Source organism: Kitasatospora sp. RG8, assembly GCF_017813315.1.
GTDB lineage: Bacteria > Actinomycetota > Actinomycetes > Streptomycetales > Streptomycetaceae > Kitasatospora.
The window spans coordinates 117033-131512 of record NZ_JAGIYX010000010.1 but is presented as its reverse complement, the minus strand read 5'-3'; the positions used below and the strand labels follow the sequence as shown (position 1 = coordinate 131512).

Annotated in this window: 15 protein-coding genes; 5 read left to right on the top strand and 10 right to left on the bottom strand. The window is 72.0% G+C overall.

All coding sequences use genetic code 11. The features are described 5' to 3' along the window. Positions 1–16: 16 nt before the first annotated feature. From J5Y04_RS17645 to J5Y04_RS17635, 3 genes are all read right to left on the bottom strand, one after another. On the bottom strand, positions 17–376 hold the full coding sequence (locus J5Y04_RS17645) for an NADH-quinone oxidoreductase subunit A (protein ID WP_014137597.1): 360 nt from the start codon (positions 374–376) through the stop codon (positions 17–19). Between the two features lie 764 nt (positions 377–1140). After that, complete coding sequence (locus tag J5Y04_RS17640; RefSeq protein ID WP_209412986.1) at positions 1141–1854, bottom strand: response regulator transcription factor; 714 nt, start codon at positions 1852–1854, stop codon at positions 1141–1143. Beyond that, a complete protein-coding gene (locus tag J5Y04_RS17635) occupies positions 1851–2933 on the bottom strand; it encodes a sensor histidine kinase (RefSeq protein WP_209412985.1) in 1083 nt (360 codons plus the stop codon). Before J5Y04_RS17635 ends, J5Y04_RS17640 begins: the two co-directional genes overlap by 4 nt. Before the next feature lie 189 nt (positions 2934–3122). On the opposite strand from J5Y04_RS17635, the gene J5Y04_RS17630 reads away from it, so the two are divergent. Continuing rightward, complete coding sequence (locus J5Y04_RS17630; protein ID WP_245204957.1) at positions 3123–3731, top strand: hypothetical protein; 609 nt, start codon at positions 3123–3125, stop codon at positions 3729–3731. A gap of 13 nt (positions 3732–3744) precedes the next feature. Here J5Y04_RS17630 and J5Y04_RS17625 read toward each other — a convergent pair whose 3' ends face one another. Together J5Y04_RS17625 and J5Y04_RS17620 are read right to left on the bottom strand one after the other, a co-directional pair. Next, positions 3745–4722 carry a DMT family transporter gene (locus tag J5Y04_RS17625; protein WP_209412984.1) on the bottom strand — a complete coding sequence of 326 codons (978 nt, stop codon included), beginning with the start codon at positions 4720–4722 and terminating at the stop codon, positions 3745–3747. A 278-nt stretch (positions 4723–5000) separates the two neighbouring features. Further along, on the bottom strand, positions 5001–5663 hold the full coding sequence (locus J5Y04_RS17620) for a CatB-related O-acetyltransferase (protein ID WP_209412983.1): 663 nt from the start codon (positions 5661–5663) through the stop codon (positions 5001–5003). A 112-nt stretch (positions 5664–5775) separates the two neighbouring features. Between J5Y04_RS17620 and J5Y04_RS17615 the strand changes: the two genes are divergently transcribed. The 4 genes from J5Y04_RS17615 (at position 5776) to J5Y04_RS17600 (ending at position 8549) form a co-directional block, all read left to right on the top strand. Further along, a complete protein-coding gene (locus J5Y04_RS17615) occupies positions 5776–6393 on the top strand; it encodes a TetR/AcrR family transcriptional regulator (RefSeq protein WP_245204956.1) in 618 nt (205 codons plus the stop codon). Positions 6394–6631: 238 nt separating this feature from the next. Further along, positions 6632–7351, top strand: a complete 720-nt coding sequence (locus J5Y04_RS17610; RefSeq protein ID WP_209412981.1) for a peptidylprolyl isomerase — start codon at positions 6632–6634, stop codon at positions 7349–7351. Between the two features lie 72 nt (positions 7352–7423). Then, a complete protein-coding gene (locus J5Y04_RS17605) occupies positions 7424–7753 on the top strand; it encodes a MazG-like family protein (protein ID WP_209412980.1) in 330 nt (109 codons plus the stop codon). A 256-nt stretch (positions 7754–8009) separates the two neighbouring features. Continuing rightward, positions 8010–8549, top strand: a complete 540-nt coding sequence (locus tag J5Y04_RS17600; protein WP_209412979.1) for a hypothetical protein — start codon at positions 8010–8012, stop codon at positions 8547–8549. Positions 8550–8711: 162 nt separating this feature from the next. Here the strand turns inward: J5Y04_RS17600 and J5Y04_RS17595 are convergent, their stop codons facing one another. From J5Y04_RS17595 to mqnC, 5 genes are all read right to left on the bottom strand, one after another. Next, positions 8712–10001, bottom strand: coding sequence for a geranylgeranyl reductase family protein (locus J5Y04_RS17595; protein WP_148644817.1), 1290 nt, complete (start codon positions 9999–10001; stop codon positions 8712–8714). A gap of 591 nt (positions 10002–10592) precedes the next feature. Continuing rightward, entirely contained in the window at positions 10593–11291 is a 699-nt protein-coding gene (locus J5Y04_RS17590; protein WP_209412978.1) for a demethylmenaquinone methyltransferase, read from the bottom strand. A gap of 228 nt (positions 11292–11519) precedes the next feature. After that, positions 11520–12107, bottom strand: coding sequence for a hypothetical protein (locus J5Y04_RS17585; protein ID WP_209412977.1), 588 nt, complete (start codon positions 12105–12107; stop codon positions 11520–11522). A 376-nt stretch (positions 12108–12483) separates the two neighbouring features. Next, complete coding sequence (locus J5Y04_RS17580; protein ID WP_209412976.1) at positions 12484–13146, bottom strand: hypothetical protein; 663 nt, start codon at positions 13144–13146, stop codon at positions 12484–12486. A 49-nt stretch (positions 13147–13195) separates the two neighbouring features. Then, positions 13196–14419: a cyclic dehypoxanthinyl futalosine synthase gene (gene mqnC, locus J5Y04_RS17575; RefSeq protein ID WP_209412975.1), complete on the bottom strand. Its 1224-nt coding sequence runs from the start codon at positions 14417–14419 to the stop codon at positions 13196–13198. Between the last annotated feature and the right edge of the window lie 61 nt (positions 14420–14480).

Here is a 14480-nt window from a genome sequence, read left to right as displayed (position 1 = left end):
AGCGGCCGCCCCGCGCTCAGTCCCACTCCAGGCCGCCGCGACGCCAGACGTAGGCGTAGGCGACGAAGACGGTGGCGATGAACAGGAGCATCTCGACCAGCCCGAAGATCCCCAGGGCGTCGAAGCTCACCGCCCACGGGTAGAGGAAGACGATCTCGATGTCGAAGACGATGAAGAGCATCGCCGTCAGGTAGTACTTGATCGGGAACCGACCGCCGCCCACGGGCTGCGGGGTCGGCTCGATGCCGCACTCGTACGCCTCCAACTTGGCCCGGTTGTATCGCTTCGGGCCGGTCAGTGAGGCCATCACGACCGAGCCGACCGCGAACGCCGCCGCGATGGCACCGAGTACGAGGATCGGCGCGTAGGCATTCATAGCCCCCGCTCCCTCCGTCCAGTCGTCCTTGACTGCAGATCGGAACCGACGGGTCACGCTGTGGTGGACCCGCGATCCAGTTCCCGAGATCCACCTCATGTGAGGCAGTTCACAAAGCCTGGAACGAGCGCATCCTATGCCCGTCGGCTTGTGATCTGCGACACGCAGTTCACGACGATCTTTGTGATCTACGCCACCCCTGGAATGGTGGCGAAAGTGAACATGCCCAGAGTTGTCAACGCAAAGAAGTCAAACAGTCACAACCAGTCGCATTTCTGCGTGAAGCAGCTGGTCAGGGCCGCGCTCCTATATCAACTATGCTCCGCTCAAGGCAAATTTCTGGGCGCAATGTTGACGTGTTATAGCGCCTCACTCGCAGGGGTGGCGGGCCTCCGAACGCCCGCTTGACCCTTCGTTCACAAGCGCGCGAGCGGGCCCCGGGACGGGGGCGGGGGCGCGGCGGGGGCGGGGGCAGTGGCGCGGCGGGGGCGGGGCGGGTGCGGAGGCGGATGCGGGGGCGGTGGAGGTGCCGCACCGGGTGCGGTGGGGGCCGGGTCGGGGGCGGTGGAGGTGCGGTGGCGCCTGCTGATGGGTACCGGGTGCCTAGTGCCGGGTGTGTGCCTCGCCGGCTGCCGGCTTCGTCGGCTCGCTGTCCGGATGCCCGACGGCACGGCGACGCATGCCGCGGCCGTGGCATGCGCCGCCGGACGGTGGGGTGGGTGGAACGCTGGGGTGGGTGGTGGGGCCGTCAGGCCAGGGCTTGGCTAGGAACCGGCCTCCCAGACCCAGGCGGCGATGCCAACGCGGTTCCGGGCGCCGATCTTGCGCTGGACTGTGGCCAGGTGGTTCTTCACCGTCCCGGCAGTGATGAACAACTGCGCGCCGATCTCCGCGTTGGTCGCCCCGCCGGCGACGAGCTGAGCGATCTCCCTCTCTCGCGGAGTGAGTTCCTCGATGAACTCGGGGCCCTGCCGGTCCTGCCCGCCCTGTGTCTCCTTCCTCTCCTGCCTGCCCCTGCTCCCCTGCTCCAGACGTCCCGACCGCTGGCGATCGTGCTCCTGCCCCTGCTGCGACAGCTGCCGCAGCAGGCGGACGGTAACCTGCGGGCTGACCAACGCATCCCCGGCGACCGCCGCCCGGACCGCCTCCGCGAGCAGCGCCGGGCCCGAGCGCTTCAGCAGGAACCCGGCCGCACCGGCGCAGATCGCCGTGTGCACGTACTCGTCCAGGTCGAAGGTGGTGACCACGACCACCCGGAACTCCCCGCCCAACTGCCTGGTCAGCTCCAGCCCGTCCAACCGGGGCATCCGGATGTCCGCGAGGATCACGTCCGGCCGCAGCCGACGGGCCTCCTCCACCGCCACCGCACCGTCCTCGGCCTCACCCACCACCTCGATGTCCGGCTGTGCGTCCAGAATGATCCGGTACGCACTGCGGATCGCCTCGTCGTCATCGGCGAGAAGGACTCGGATGCTCATCGGCCCTCCAAGGGCATCGTTGCAGTGACTCGCCAGCCGCCGGTCTTCTCCCGCCCGGAGGAGAGCGTCCCGCCCAGCGCCTCGACCCTGGCCGCCAGCCCGGCCAGTCCGCTGCCGCCGCGACGGACCTCCCCGAGGCGCGGTCCGGACGTCTGCGGACCGCCACCGTCGTCCTGCACCATGACCTCCAGCCGTCGGCCCTCGCGCCGTACCTTGACGTCCACCGCTCGCGCGGCGGGCGCGTGGCGCCTGACGTTCGTCAGCGCCTCGACCACGATCCGGTAGGCCGTCGCCGCCACCTCCCGGGGTACGCCGACCTGTTCCGCCGGGGTGTCCAGCCGGACAGTGGCACCACCGGACTCCGCGAACCGATCGGTGAGTTCGGTGAGTTCGGCCAGGCCCGGCTGCGGCCCTCGCTCCGGTCCGTCCGGCTCCTCGCTGCGCAGCAGGTGGACCGTCCGGTCGAGCGAGGCCAGCGCCTGCAGCCCGGCCTTCTCTATCCGCTCGAACAGGGCTGCCGCACGGGCCGGGTCGGAGGCGGCCAGCACGATGCCCGCCTGTGCCTGGGCGACCATGCCGCTGACATCGTGCGCGACGAAGTCGTGCAGGTCGTGGGCGAGTTCCAGCCGTTGGACGCGACGGGCGGCGGCCACCGAGCGCCGCCTGGTCTCGTCCAGCCCGCGCAAGTACAGCCCGGCCAGCACCACCGGCAGCGTGAAGGCCGAACCGAACCCGAAGAGGGTCAGTGCGTCCAGCGGGCCGCCGACGATCACGTCGAACCGGGACGGCCAGAGCGCGACCGCGCCGCCGACCGTCCAGGCCGCCACCGCCGACCGCCTCCCGTCCTCGGCCCGCAGCGCCAGCACCACCAGCAGGAGCAGGGAGGCGAGTTCGAGCAGACCGACCAAGCCGGGCCAGCGGTCCGCCTCGACCCACCGGCCGGCGGCCCAGACACCCGCCGTGGTCGCCACCGAAACCGCACCGGCCGCACCGGTCACGGTCACCACCCCGTACCGCCCGCGTGCCGCCCAACCGATCAGCAGGACCGCCGGGACCGCCAACGCCAGAATCTGACTCATCGTCGCCTCCTTTCCCGCGGTCAGCCTACGGACTTCAACTCCCGGCCGCCTGTGCCGATCGGCATATTTGCGCACACCCTCTGAGCAGCAAGAACAGCCCGATCGGCATCTGCCGCAGGCCGCAGCGGACCGCCAGGCTTGACCCGTCGAACCGGCCGCAGGGGCCGGTCGAGAGGGGAGTCCACGGCCATGAGCACCGTCACCCGCACCCCGGCCGCGCGTCCGAACAGGGCCGGGACCACGACCGGCGCCGCCGCCATTGCCGGCGGACACGCACCGGCCACCACCAAGGCCCCCGTTCCGCGGTGGGCCGAACTGGCCGCCAAGGCCACCGTCTGGACCACCGTGCCCTCCGGGCTCTGGCGGATCGTGTTCGGTCTCGGCATCCCGGTCGGCTTCAGCGGCGAGACCGCGGAGTTGGCCGCCCGGCACAACCCCGGCTGGGGCACCGTGTACGTGGTGGTCCTGAGTGCCCTGGCCGAGTCGCTCGCCTTCCTCACCGTCGGCCTGGTCCGCCCCTGGGGCGAGGTGGTGCCCCGCTGGATCCCGCTGATAGGAGGCCGCAGGATCCGCCCGCTCGCCGCGATCGTCCCGGCCATACTCGGCTCCGTGGTCCTGACCTGGCTCGGGATGGCGGCCCTGTTCGGCGGCTGGAGCAGCAACATGAGCGACCCCGAAGCCCCGCACGGCTTTGCCGGGCTCGTCATGACCCTCTGCTACCTGCCGCTGGTCGCCTGGGGTCCCTTGCTCGCGCTCGTCACCTTCGCCTACGCCCGCCGCACGCTGGGCCGCCGATGACGAAGGCGCCGCGCTACACCGCAGCCGAAGCCGAAGTCGGCTCCGTCTCCTCCTCGGCCACCGCCGCTCGTGCTGCATCCCGCGCTTCGCCCCCGGCCGCATCCCGGGCCGGAGCGACGGCGGTCCGGCGGCCCCATTCGGTGGCAACCAGGACGAGAGCGCCGCCCAGGAGCGCGAGCGGGCCGAGGTGGTTGCCGGCGAGTGTGATGCCGAAGACGGCGGCCCAGAGCGGTTCGGTGCCGAGCAGCAGGCTGACCCTGGACGGTGAGGTGGTGCGGACGGCCCACATCTGCACGAAGAAGGCGAACAGCGTGCAGAGCAGGGCGAGATGCAGCAGCCAAGCCCACTGGGCGGGGCCGTACGAGGCGGCGACCGTCCACGGCAGCGGTCCGGCGAACGGCGCGACGACGGCGAAAACCACTGTCGCGGTCGCGAGTTGGACCCAGGTGAGGGCCAACGAGTCGGTGTCCCGGATGGACCGGAGGCGAGCCATCGCCAGTACGTGCACGGTCCGCACCACCGCGGCACCGAGCACCAGCAGATCGCCCAGCGAGGGCGCCTTCAGCCCACCGCCCCCGGTGAGAAGGGCGACGCCGGCCACCGCCAGCCCGGCCGCGGCAAGGAAGGCCCGCGGCAGCGGCGTCCGGGCAAGCGCGCTCTCCGCGAGAGGAGTGAACACCATGGTGAGACTGATGATCAGACCGGCGTTGGTGGCCGAGGTGTGCACCGCACCGTAGGTCTCCAGCAGAAAGACGCCGCCGAGCACCAGCCCCAGCACCGCACCGCCCAGCCACTCGGCCCGGCCCATCCCCCGCAGCCCCCGCCATGCCGCCAGTCCCAGCACCGGCAGCACCAGGCCGAACCTCAGCACCAGCATCGCCACCACCGTCCCCGGTTCGGCCACCTGCTGGACGGCCAGAAAGCTCGATCCCCACACCACTGCCACCAGCAGTACGGGCACATCACGAAGGAAGGACGACGAACCACGCATGGACAGGAACCCTCCGGAGCGAACGGAACCGACGAGGAGATTCCCGTACGACATCGGACGGATCTCGGGCCAGGGCAAGCCCCCCAGCAAAGGCCCGCCATCTTCGCGCACCCGACCGCCGGCGATCAACGGCTTTCGGGCGCCGCCCGTCGCCGCACCCTTGCGCTCCCGCGCCGCGCGTATCCCGTTCCCATCGCCCGATCTCCCAACGTCCGACCTCCCAACGTCCGACCTCCCAACGTCCGACCTCCCAACGTCCGGCCTCCCAACGTCCGGCCTCAGCCGGCCAGCAGACCGTGGGCTGCGGCGACGGCCTCGATGTCGGCGGGCGTGCCGGACATGATGACGCGGACGTGTTCGGTGACGAGTTCGACCGGCCAGTCCCACCAGGCGGCGCGCAGCAGGCGGTCGACGTCCGCATCGTCGAAGCGCCGACGAATCGGGCGGGCGGGGTTTCCGCCGACGACGGTGTACGGCTCGACATCGGAGGTGACCACGGAACCGGCGGCGATGATCGCGCCGTCGCCGATCCGGACACCGGGCAGGACGGTGGCGCCGTAGCCGAACCAGACGTCGTTGCCGACCACGGTGTCACCCCGGCTCGGGAGGCCCGTGACGATGTCCAGCGTCCGCTCGGTCCAGGTGCCGCCGAACATGGTGAACGGAAAGGTGGAGACTCCGACGGTGGGGTGAGCGGCGCCGGCCATCAGGAATCGGGTGCCGGTGGCGATCGCGCAGTACTTGCCGATCACCAGCCGCTCGGGCCCGTACGCATAGAGGACGTTGCGCTCCACGAACCGAGTGGCACCGTCCGGGTCGTCGAAGTAGGTGTATTCGCCGACCTGGATGCGCGGGTCGCTGACCAGTGGGCGCAGCAGCACGACGCGGTCGTGGCCGGCGAGCGGGTGAAGCACGGTGTGGTCGGGGATGGTGGCAGCCATGGAACTCCTTGGGCAGCTCAACGAACATCGCGAAATGCGACCAGAGTCGCATTAAGATGAGAATGGCATGGCGGCACCGCCACAGCAAGTCTTAATGCGACTGGAGTCGACTTTGAGTGAGGAAGCCCGAACCCCCACCCCTCGCCCCGGCGGGCGCAGCACCCGGGTGCGCGAGAACGTCGTCGCCGCCACGCTGGCCGAGGTCACCGAGAAGGGTTACGACGGCCTGACCGTCGACGCGGTCGCAGCCCGCTCCGGCGTCCACAAGGCCACCCTGTACCGCCGCTGGAACGGGGTGGACGGCCTGGTCGCGGACGCACTGACCGCCTCCGCCGACCAGCCCTGGCCACTCCCCGACACCGGCGACCTCGCCGGCGACCTCCGCCGCATCGCCCACGAGGTCTACGCCGTCTTCACCGACCCCGAACTCGGCCCGACCCCGACCGCACTGATCACCGCCGCCCAGCGCTCCGACGTCGGCGCAACCGCCCTCCGCGCCTTCTTCGCAGCACGCCACCGGCAAGCCGCCGCGGTGGCCGAACGCGCCGTCGAACGCGGCGAGCTGCCCGCCGACACCGACGGCGCCGAGGTGATCCGGGCCGCCACCGCGCCGATCTACTACCGCCTGTTCGTCACCGGCGAGCCACTGGACGCCCGCACCGCCGAGCGAGCAGCCGACGCCGCCACCCTCGCCGCCCGCGCAGGCCTGTTCGCCACAGAGGCCGACTGATCCACACCACTCACCCCGCACCACCCACCCCGGCCCGCTCCCCCCGGTCCATCCACCCCAGCCCGCCCCCCCCGGTTCATCCACCCCGGACCGCTCCCCCAACCGCTGAGGCCACCCTCCCCGACCTGCTCACGCACCCCTCGCCGCACCACCCACCCCGGCCCGCTCACACCTCCCTCTCTGCGCCGCCCGCCCCCGACGTCTACCGGAACCACTTTGCGCCGTGGATGATGTCGCCATGACAACATCGCCGTCCACCACCCCCCGGAAGGCCCGTCAAGTGAAGCGCAAGCACTGGGCGTTGTTCGCCGTCGCCACCGTCCTCCCGCTCGTCGCGACCACCGGCACCGCCGCCGCGGAGACCCCGCCGGGCGCGGCCCAGACGCCGACCGCGCCCGCCACGTGCACGTACACCCCGGCCGTGCCGGCCGACAACTTCAAGGGCATCCCGGTCTTCGACGCGAAGAAGGCCGCCAAGCCCTACAGCGCGACGCTGAAGACCAGCCAGGGAGCGATCACTTTCCAGGCCCTGACCGCGGAAGCCCCCTGCACCACCTTCTCGTTCCGCTTCCTCGCCGAGCACGACTACTTCGACCGCAGTCATTGCCACCGCCTCACCACGCAGCGGATCTTCGTCCTCCAGTGCGGCGACCCGACCGGAACCGGCAGCGGCGGCCCCGGCTACTCCTTCCCGGACGAGAACCTGACCGGCGCCACCTACCCCGCCGGAACCGTGGCCATGGCCAACGCCGGTCCGAACACCAACGGCAGCCAGTTCTTCTTCGTCTGGAAGGACACCAAGCTCTCCCCCGCCTACACCCCGTTCGGGCGGATCACCGCGGGCCTCGACGTCCTGCAGAAGATCGCGGCGGGCGGCGAGGACGACCAGAACAATCCGGGCGACGGGTTCCCCACGCTCCCGGTGAACATCCGCAACGTGAAGATCAGCTCCCGCTGAACCGGCCCGCCCGGCGACCGCCAGGCTCCCGTACGGTGGTCAGCGTCACCGAGCCGTACGGGAGCCGCGCGCATGGACAGCAGGATCTGGGAGAGCGTCGACCACCTGGTCGCCTGGCTGGACGACGAGAGCCGGCTCTCCCCTCAGGAGGAACGGCTGCTCCGCATCCTCAAGCTGTCCGAGGAGGTCGGCGAGGTCGGCGCCGCGGTGGTAGGAGCCACCGGACAGAACCCCCGCAAGGGGGTCACCCACACCTGGGAGGACGTCCAGCACGAACTCTGCGACGTCGTCTTCTCCGCCCTCGTCGCCCTCCGCACCCTCACTCCGGACGCCGCCCAGGTCTTCGCCGACCGCCTCGCGTACGTCGAGCAGCGCTCCACCGCCAGCCGCCGCCCGGAGTAGCCGCGCACACGGCGATCACCACGGTCACGGCGGTCACGGCGATCACCGCGATCACCGCGATCACGGCGACTGCTGCACACCCGCCTCGCACCCGGCCAACGTCACGGACATCCCGCGCCCCGGCGATCGTGGCTGCGGGCAGCTCGCAACCCAACGCCACCGCGCGGCGGCCCGCAATCTGAGTACTTCTACGGATGCCCCGGCCCGGCCAGGCCCCCTACGGTCGTCGGTGGCGGACGAATCCTGGGGGCATCGGATGGCAGCCAAGACCGGCGGGTGGATCGGCGAAGCGGTGCCCGGGGTGCAGCGGCGGCCCGGGATCCGACGGGCGCTGGTGTGGGGGATCGGGATCTGCCTGGCGTTCACCGTCGTCGCCGTCGGCTGGATCGCGCAGGTGATGGTGGCGACCGTCCACCCACCCGAGACCGACGCCGACCGAGCAGAGAAGCTGGCAACCCTGCACTACCGGCAGAACCCGGGCAAGGGGCGGTACTACGTCCCGGCGGAGGCCGTGTTCGGCCGACTGCCCGACGGAACGCGGGCGGGCTACCTCCACTACCAGGTGCAGGCCGGCCCGGACTCCAACGTGGACGACTTCCTCCGGGTCTACGACCTGCCGCAGCCCGGCGCCCCGGCGCCGATCCCGGACGATCTGCGGGCGGCGTTTCCCGGGGAGGAGCCGGCCGAGGCTCCTCTGGTGCGGCAGACGGGGACGGACAAGCGGCAGATCTTCGTCGTCACCGCGGCAGCCGGCTCACCGCAAGGCGCCGACATCTACGTGCGCGCGACCGGCTGAACCGCCCCCGCCCTGGCCCGTCCCCGCCCCCTGCCGGGGCCGGGGGCGGGCAGCGGCACCCGTCAGCCGACGACCGCCACCCGCCACAACCACCAGCACCGGCACCGGCACCGGCACCGGTCACACGACACCCGTCACGCGACACGCATCACGCGACACCCGTCACGCGTTCGGGGCGACCCGGGCGAGGCCGTTGATGATGCGGTCCATGGCGTCGCCACCCTGCGGGTCGGTCAGGTTGGCGAGCATCTTGAGGACGAACTTCATCAGCATCGGGTGGGTCAGGCCGCGCTGGGTGGCGAGCTGCATGACCTTGGGGTTGCCGATGAGCTTCACGAAGGCGCGGCCCATCGTGTAGTAGCCGCCGTAGACGTCCTTGAGGATGCGCGGGTAGGCCTGGAGGGCGCGCTCACGACCGGCGTCGGTGACCCGGGCGTTGGCCTGGACGATGACGCCGGCGGCGATCTGCCCGGATTCCATCGCGTAGGCGATGCCCTCGCCGTTGAACGGGTTGACCATGCCGCCGGCGTCGCCGACGAGCAGCAGGCCGCGGGTGTAGTGCGGCTGCCGGTTGAAGGCCATCGGCAGGGCGGCGCCGCGGATCGGGTCGGTCATGTTCTCCGGGGTGTAGCCCCATTCCTCCGGCATGCTCGCGCACCAGGCCTTGAGCACCTCGCGCCAGTCCAGCTCGCCGAAGGCGGGCGAGGAGTTGAGGATGCCGAGGCCGACGTTGGAGGTCCCGTCGCCCATGCCGAAGACCCAGCCGTAGCCGGGCAGCAGCTTGCGCTCGCCGCCGCGGGTGTCCCACAGCTCCAGCCAGGACTCGAGGTAGTCGTCGTCGTGGCGCGGGGAGGTGAAGTACGTCCGGTAGGCGACGCCCATCGGGCGGTCCTCGCGGCGGTGCAGGCCCATGGCGAGCGAGAGCCGGGTGGAGTTGCCGTCGGCGGCGACGACCAGCGGGGCCCGGAACGTCACCTCGCGCTTCTCCTCCCCGAGCCGGGCGGTGACGCCGACGATCCGGCCGGTCCGGTCGTCCAGCACCGGGCCGCTGACGTTGCACCGCTCGTACAGCCGCGCGCCCGCCTTCTCGGCCTGACGGGCGAGCAGCTCGTCGAAGTCGGCGCGCTTGCGCACCAGGCCGTAGTCGGGGAAGGCCGACAGCTCCGGCCAGTCGAGTTCGAGCCGGACACCGCCGCCGATGATCCGCAGGCCCTTGTTGTGCAGCCAGCCGTTCTCCACCGACACGTCGATGCCCATGTCGACCAGCTGCTTGGTGGCGCGCGGGGTCAGGCCGTCGCCGCAGACCTTCTCACGCGGGAACGAGGTCTTCTCCAGCAGCAGGACGTCGAGGCCGGCCTGGGCCAGGTAGTACGCGGTGGTGGAGCCGGCCGGGCCTGCGCCGACCACGATGACGTCCGCGGTGCTCTCCACGGGGCTGTCCGGCTTCGTCAGGTCGGCTGCGGTCTCGGACACGGTGGGCACTCTCCTGGAGCTGCGGCTGGGGGACGGCGGCTGTCCCCGGCAGTCTAGTTGCCGTCCTCGGGACCGGATCCGACGGCGGCACCAGCCGCGGACGAACAGCCGGACGCCGAACCGACTCCCGAACCGGCTCCCGAAGCGCCTCCCGGAGCGGCTCCCGAACTGACTCGCGAGCCGCCTCCCAAAGCGACTCCCGAACCACCACCCGTCCCAGCACCGGATCAGCAGCTCGTGGAGGCGTTCCAACTGAACGCCTCCACCGTGAACCGGCAGGCGGCGGCGATGCTGCGCGCCGGCGTGGTCCAGCGGATCCGGACCCGGACGGCGGGGTGGCCCGCACGTTCGCCATCACCCCGACCGGGGACAAGACCCTCGCGGCGGACCGCAACCGTCACCAGGACGGGCCCGACCGGGTGCCGAAGGCTGGACGGCCGCACACGGCCTCACCGGACCCCACCCGACGAGCCCCGGCCAGCGCGATCCACCCACCAGGACGCTGCCGGCAAGACGCGACCGGCGGGCCCGCCACGAGGCGTAGGGCCCGCCGGAAGGCGCAGAGAGGTCCTACGCGGAGACCTTGTAAGCGCGGTGCAGCGCGACGATCCCGCCGGTCAGGTTGCGCCAGGCGACCTTGGACCAGCCGGCCGCCTGGAGCTTCGCGGCCAGCTCGGGCTGGTCGGGCCAGGCGCGGATGGACTCGGCGAGGTAGACGTACGCGTCCGGGTTGCTGCTGACCGCGGTGGCGACCGGCGGCAGCGCGCGCATCAGGTACTCGGTGTAGACCGTGCGGAACGGCGTCCAGGTCGGCGTCGAGAACTCGCAGATCACCAGCTTGCCGCCGGGCTTGGTGACCCGGAACATCTCGCTCAGCGCGGCGTCGGTGTCGTGGACGTTGCGCAGCGCGAAGGAGATCGTCACCGCGTCGAAGGTGTCGTCCGCGAACGGCAGGCTGGTGGCGTCCCCCGCGGTCAGCGGAAGCTCGGGGTGGCGGCGCTTGCCCTCCGAGAGCATGCCCACCGAGAAGTCGCACGGGACGACCTTGGCCCCGGCCTCGACGAAGGGCAGCGAGGAGGTGCCGGTGCCGGCACCGAGGTCGAGCACGAGGTCCCCCGGTCCTGCGGCCACCGCCTCGGCCACCGCCCGGCGCCAGGCGCGCGCCTGACCGAGGGAGATCACGTCGTTGGTGCGGTCGTACTTGGCCGCGACGTCGTCGAACATGGCGGCGACTTCGTGCGGCTGCTTGTCCAGAGAGGCTCGGGTCACGCCCCCATTGTTCACCCTGGCGCCGACGGCCCGGGCAAGGGGGCACGCCGCCCGCCGCACAAGACCCCGGCGCCCGGCCCCGGCACCGGCCCGGTACCGACCTCTGACCCCAGCCCCGGAGCGGGCCCCGCCCCCGGCGCCAGCCTCGGCACAGGCGTTGGTACAGGCGTTGCTGCAGGCGTTGGTACAGGCCTCAGCACAGGCCGCAGTACGGCGTCGGCGCAGGCCTCAGTGCAGGCCGCGCCGCCCGCTCGCACGGCGCTTGCGGCGCGAGCGCTTGCCCTGCGTTATCGCGGGCATCCCGTCCGGCAGCGCGCCCGCGGCGAGCGCCACGGTGGTGGCGAAGCGTCCCTGACCGCTCCGGATCGCGACCGCCCGGCGGTGCCGGCGGATCCGCAGCACGCAGACCAGGAAGAGCAGCCCGGCCACCGGCACGCTGATCCGGGCCAGACCGACGCCGACCGGCTGCGGGTAGGTGTCGCCGCAGATCCGGACCGCGCCCGGGTCGTCGGCGGCGTGCTCCAGGCAGACCGCGTCGCCGACCTTGGTGCCGTCGGCCAACGGCAGTGCGGCCGCGGTGTGCGACTGGCCGGCGGCCCGGTAGCTGACGGTGGAGTACGAGCCGCCGCCGGTGGGCAGCTGGGTGACGACGCCGTCGACTCTCACCGGGTTGGCGCCGATCCGGTCGGCCTGCTCGGCCTGACGCCAACCGAGCAGGCACATGCCGACGGCCAGCACGGCGCTGAGCACGGCGGTGAGGTACCAGCCACGGCCCAACCGCGGGGAGCGCGGCGGGGGGACGGTCGCGGATCGCATGGTTCCTGTCCTGGCTTGCCTTCGGGACCTGGGACGGGGCCCCGCCACCCGCGGGGGCGGGCGGTGTGTGGTGAGGGTACGGAGTGAGCTGTCCGGGATCGTATCCGCTGGCGGGCCCTCAGGTCACGGCGAAGGGTGAATCAGACGATATAGCCGGAAGCGGAGTTCGACGGCACACGAAGGAAGTCCCCTGCACTGCACGGGAGTCCGGCTACCCGCGGGTAGCCGGAGATCGCCGGGCAACTCTCGACCGGCACTCGCCCCTGGACCGACACCCGACGCCCGCCCGGCACTCGACGCCCGACCCCCGCCCACCAGCCACCGCCCACCAGCCACCGACTCCCGCCCCACTACCGGCGATCAGCGCCGCCGGCAATCAGCGCCGCCGGTACACCAGCCGCCCGGCCAGCACGGTGGCCAGGCACCCACCGGGGCGCACCGCCTCCCCACCGGCCGCCTCCCCACCGGCCGCCGCCGCGCCCTGCCCCGCAGTCAGCGCGAACACCGCGAAGTCCGCCGGCCCGTCACCCGTCAGCCGGCCGTGCGCCGCCGCACCGAGCGGCAGCACGGCGAGCGGGTCCAGCGGGCCCTCGTCCCCGGCCGAGCCGGGCAGCGCCGCCAGCCCCGAGCGGGCCACCGCCGTCCGCACCGAGGCGCGCTCGAACGGTCCGGCCACCGCGGTCACCCCGAACCCGAGCATCCGCTGCAGCCCACGCCGGGCGCTCGCGCCACAACGCGCCTCGTCCGTCGTACCGGCCAGGCCCCCGGGCACCGGCTCGTCCCCGACCCCCTCGCGCGGGTCCGGGTGGTACGCGCACTCCAGCAGCCAGTGTCCGTACGGGTTGCGCAGGCCGGCCGTGAGCAGGGCGTCGCCCCAGTCCCGCAGCCGGGCCCCCGGGTGGGCGGCGGCCAGCGCCCGGTACGGGCCGAGGGCGGCGATCCGCCCGTCACGCACCAGCACCGCCCCGTCGGCGAGCGGCGGGGCGGTGGGGTCGGCCGGGTCGGGCAGCACGAGGGCCGCCCGGTGCAGGGTCAACACGGCAGCACGGTCACCATGACGGCGGGATCAACACGGACGAGGGAAGCCCTCAGCCGTTGTTGAGGATCTTCAGCTCGGGGTGCGCGGTGCCGCCCTCGATCGCGGTGGAGGCGATGTGCGAGGCGACCCGCGGGTCGACCGGGTCGTTGGCCGGGTCGTCCAGTACCCGCAGGTGCTCGTACGTGGTGGAACGCTGGGCCGGGACGCGGTCGGCGGAGCGGATCAGGTGGATCAGCTCGGTGAGGTTGGAGCGGTGCTTGGCGCCGGCCGCCGAGACCACGTTCTCCTCCAGCATGACCGAGCCCAGGTCGTCGGCGCCGTAGTGCAGCGACAGCTGGCCGGCCTCCTTGCCGGTGGTCAGCCAGGAGCCCTGGATGTGGGCGACGTTGTCGAGGAAGAGCCGCGCGATCGCGATCATCCGCAGGTACTCGAAGACCGTCGCCTGGGTCGAGCCCTTCAGGTGGTTGTTCTGCGGCTGGTAGGTGTACGGGATGAAGGCCCGGAAGCCGCCGGTGCGGTCCTGCACGTCGCGGATCATCCGCAGGTGCTCGATCCGCTCGGCGTTGGTCTCGCCGGTGCCCATCAGCATGGTGGAGGTGGACTCCACGCCCAGGCCGTGGGAGACCTCCATGATCTCCAGCCAGCGCTCGCCGGACTCCTTGAGCGGCGCGATCGCCTTGCGCGGCCGCTCCGGGAGCAGCTCGGCGCCGGCACCCGCGAAGGAGTCCAGGCCCGCCTTGTGGATCCGGGTGATGGCCTCCTCGATGGAGACGCCCGAGATCCGGGACATGTGCTCGACCTCGGACGCGCCGAGCGAGTGGATCACCAGCTGCGGGAAGTCCGCCTTGATGGCCGCGAAGGCGCGCTCGTAGTACTCCACGCCGTAGTCCGGGTGGTGGCCGCCCTGGAACATGACCTGGGTGCCGCCCAGCTCGACCGTCTCCGCGCAACGGCGCAGGATCTCGTCGAGGTCGCGGGACCAGCCCTTGTCGCTCTTCGGCGGAACGTAGAAGGCGCAGAACTTGCACGCCGTCACGCAGACGTTCGTGTAGTTGATGTTGCGCTCGATGATGTACGTCGCGATGTGCTCGGTGCCGGCGTAGCGGCGGCGGCGCACCGTGTCGGCGGCGGAACCGAGCGCGTGCAGCGGCGCCGAGCGGTACAGCTCCAGCGCCTCCTCCGGAGTGATCCGGCCGCCGGCCGCGGCCCGGTCGAGCACGGCCTGCAGGTCGGTGCTGGGCGCATCGAGGGTGGTCGCTGCGAGCTCGGACACCTGGCGGCCTTCTCTCTCTCGGGTACTGCTGCGTGTTCCAGTGCTTCCGGAGGCTTCCGGG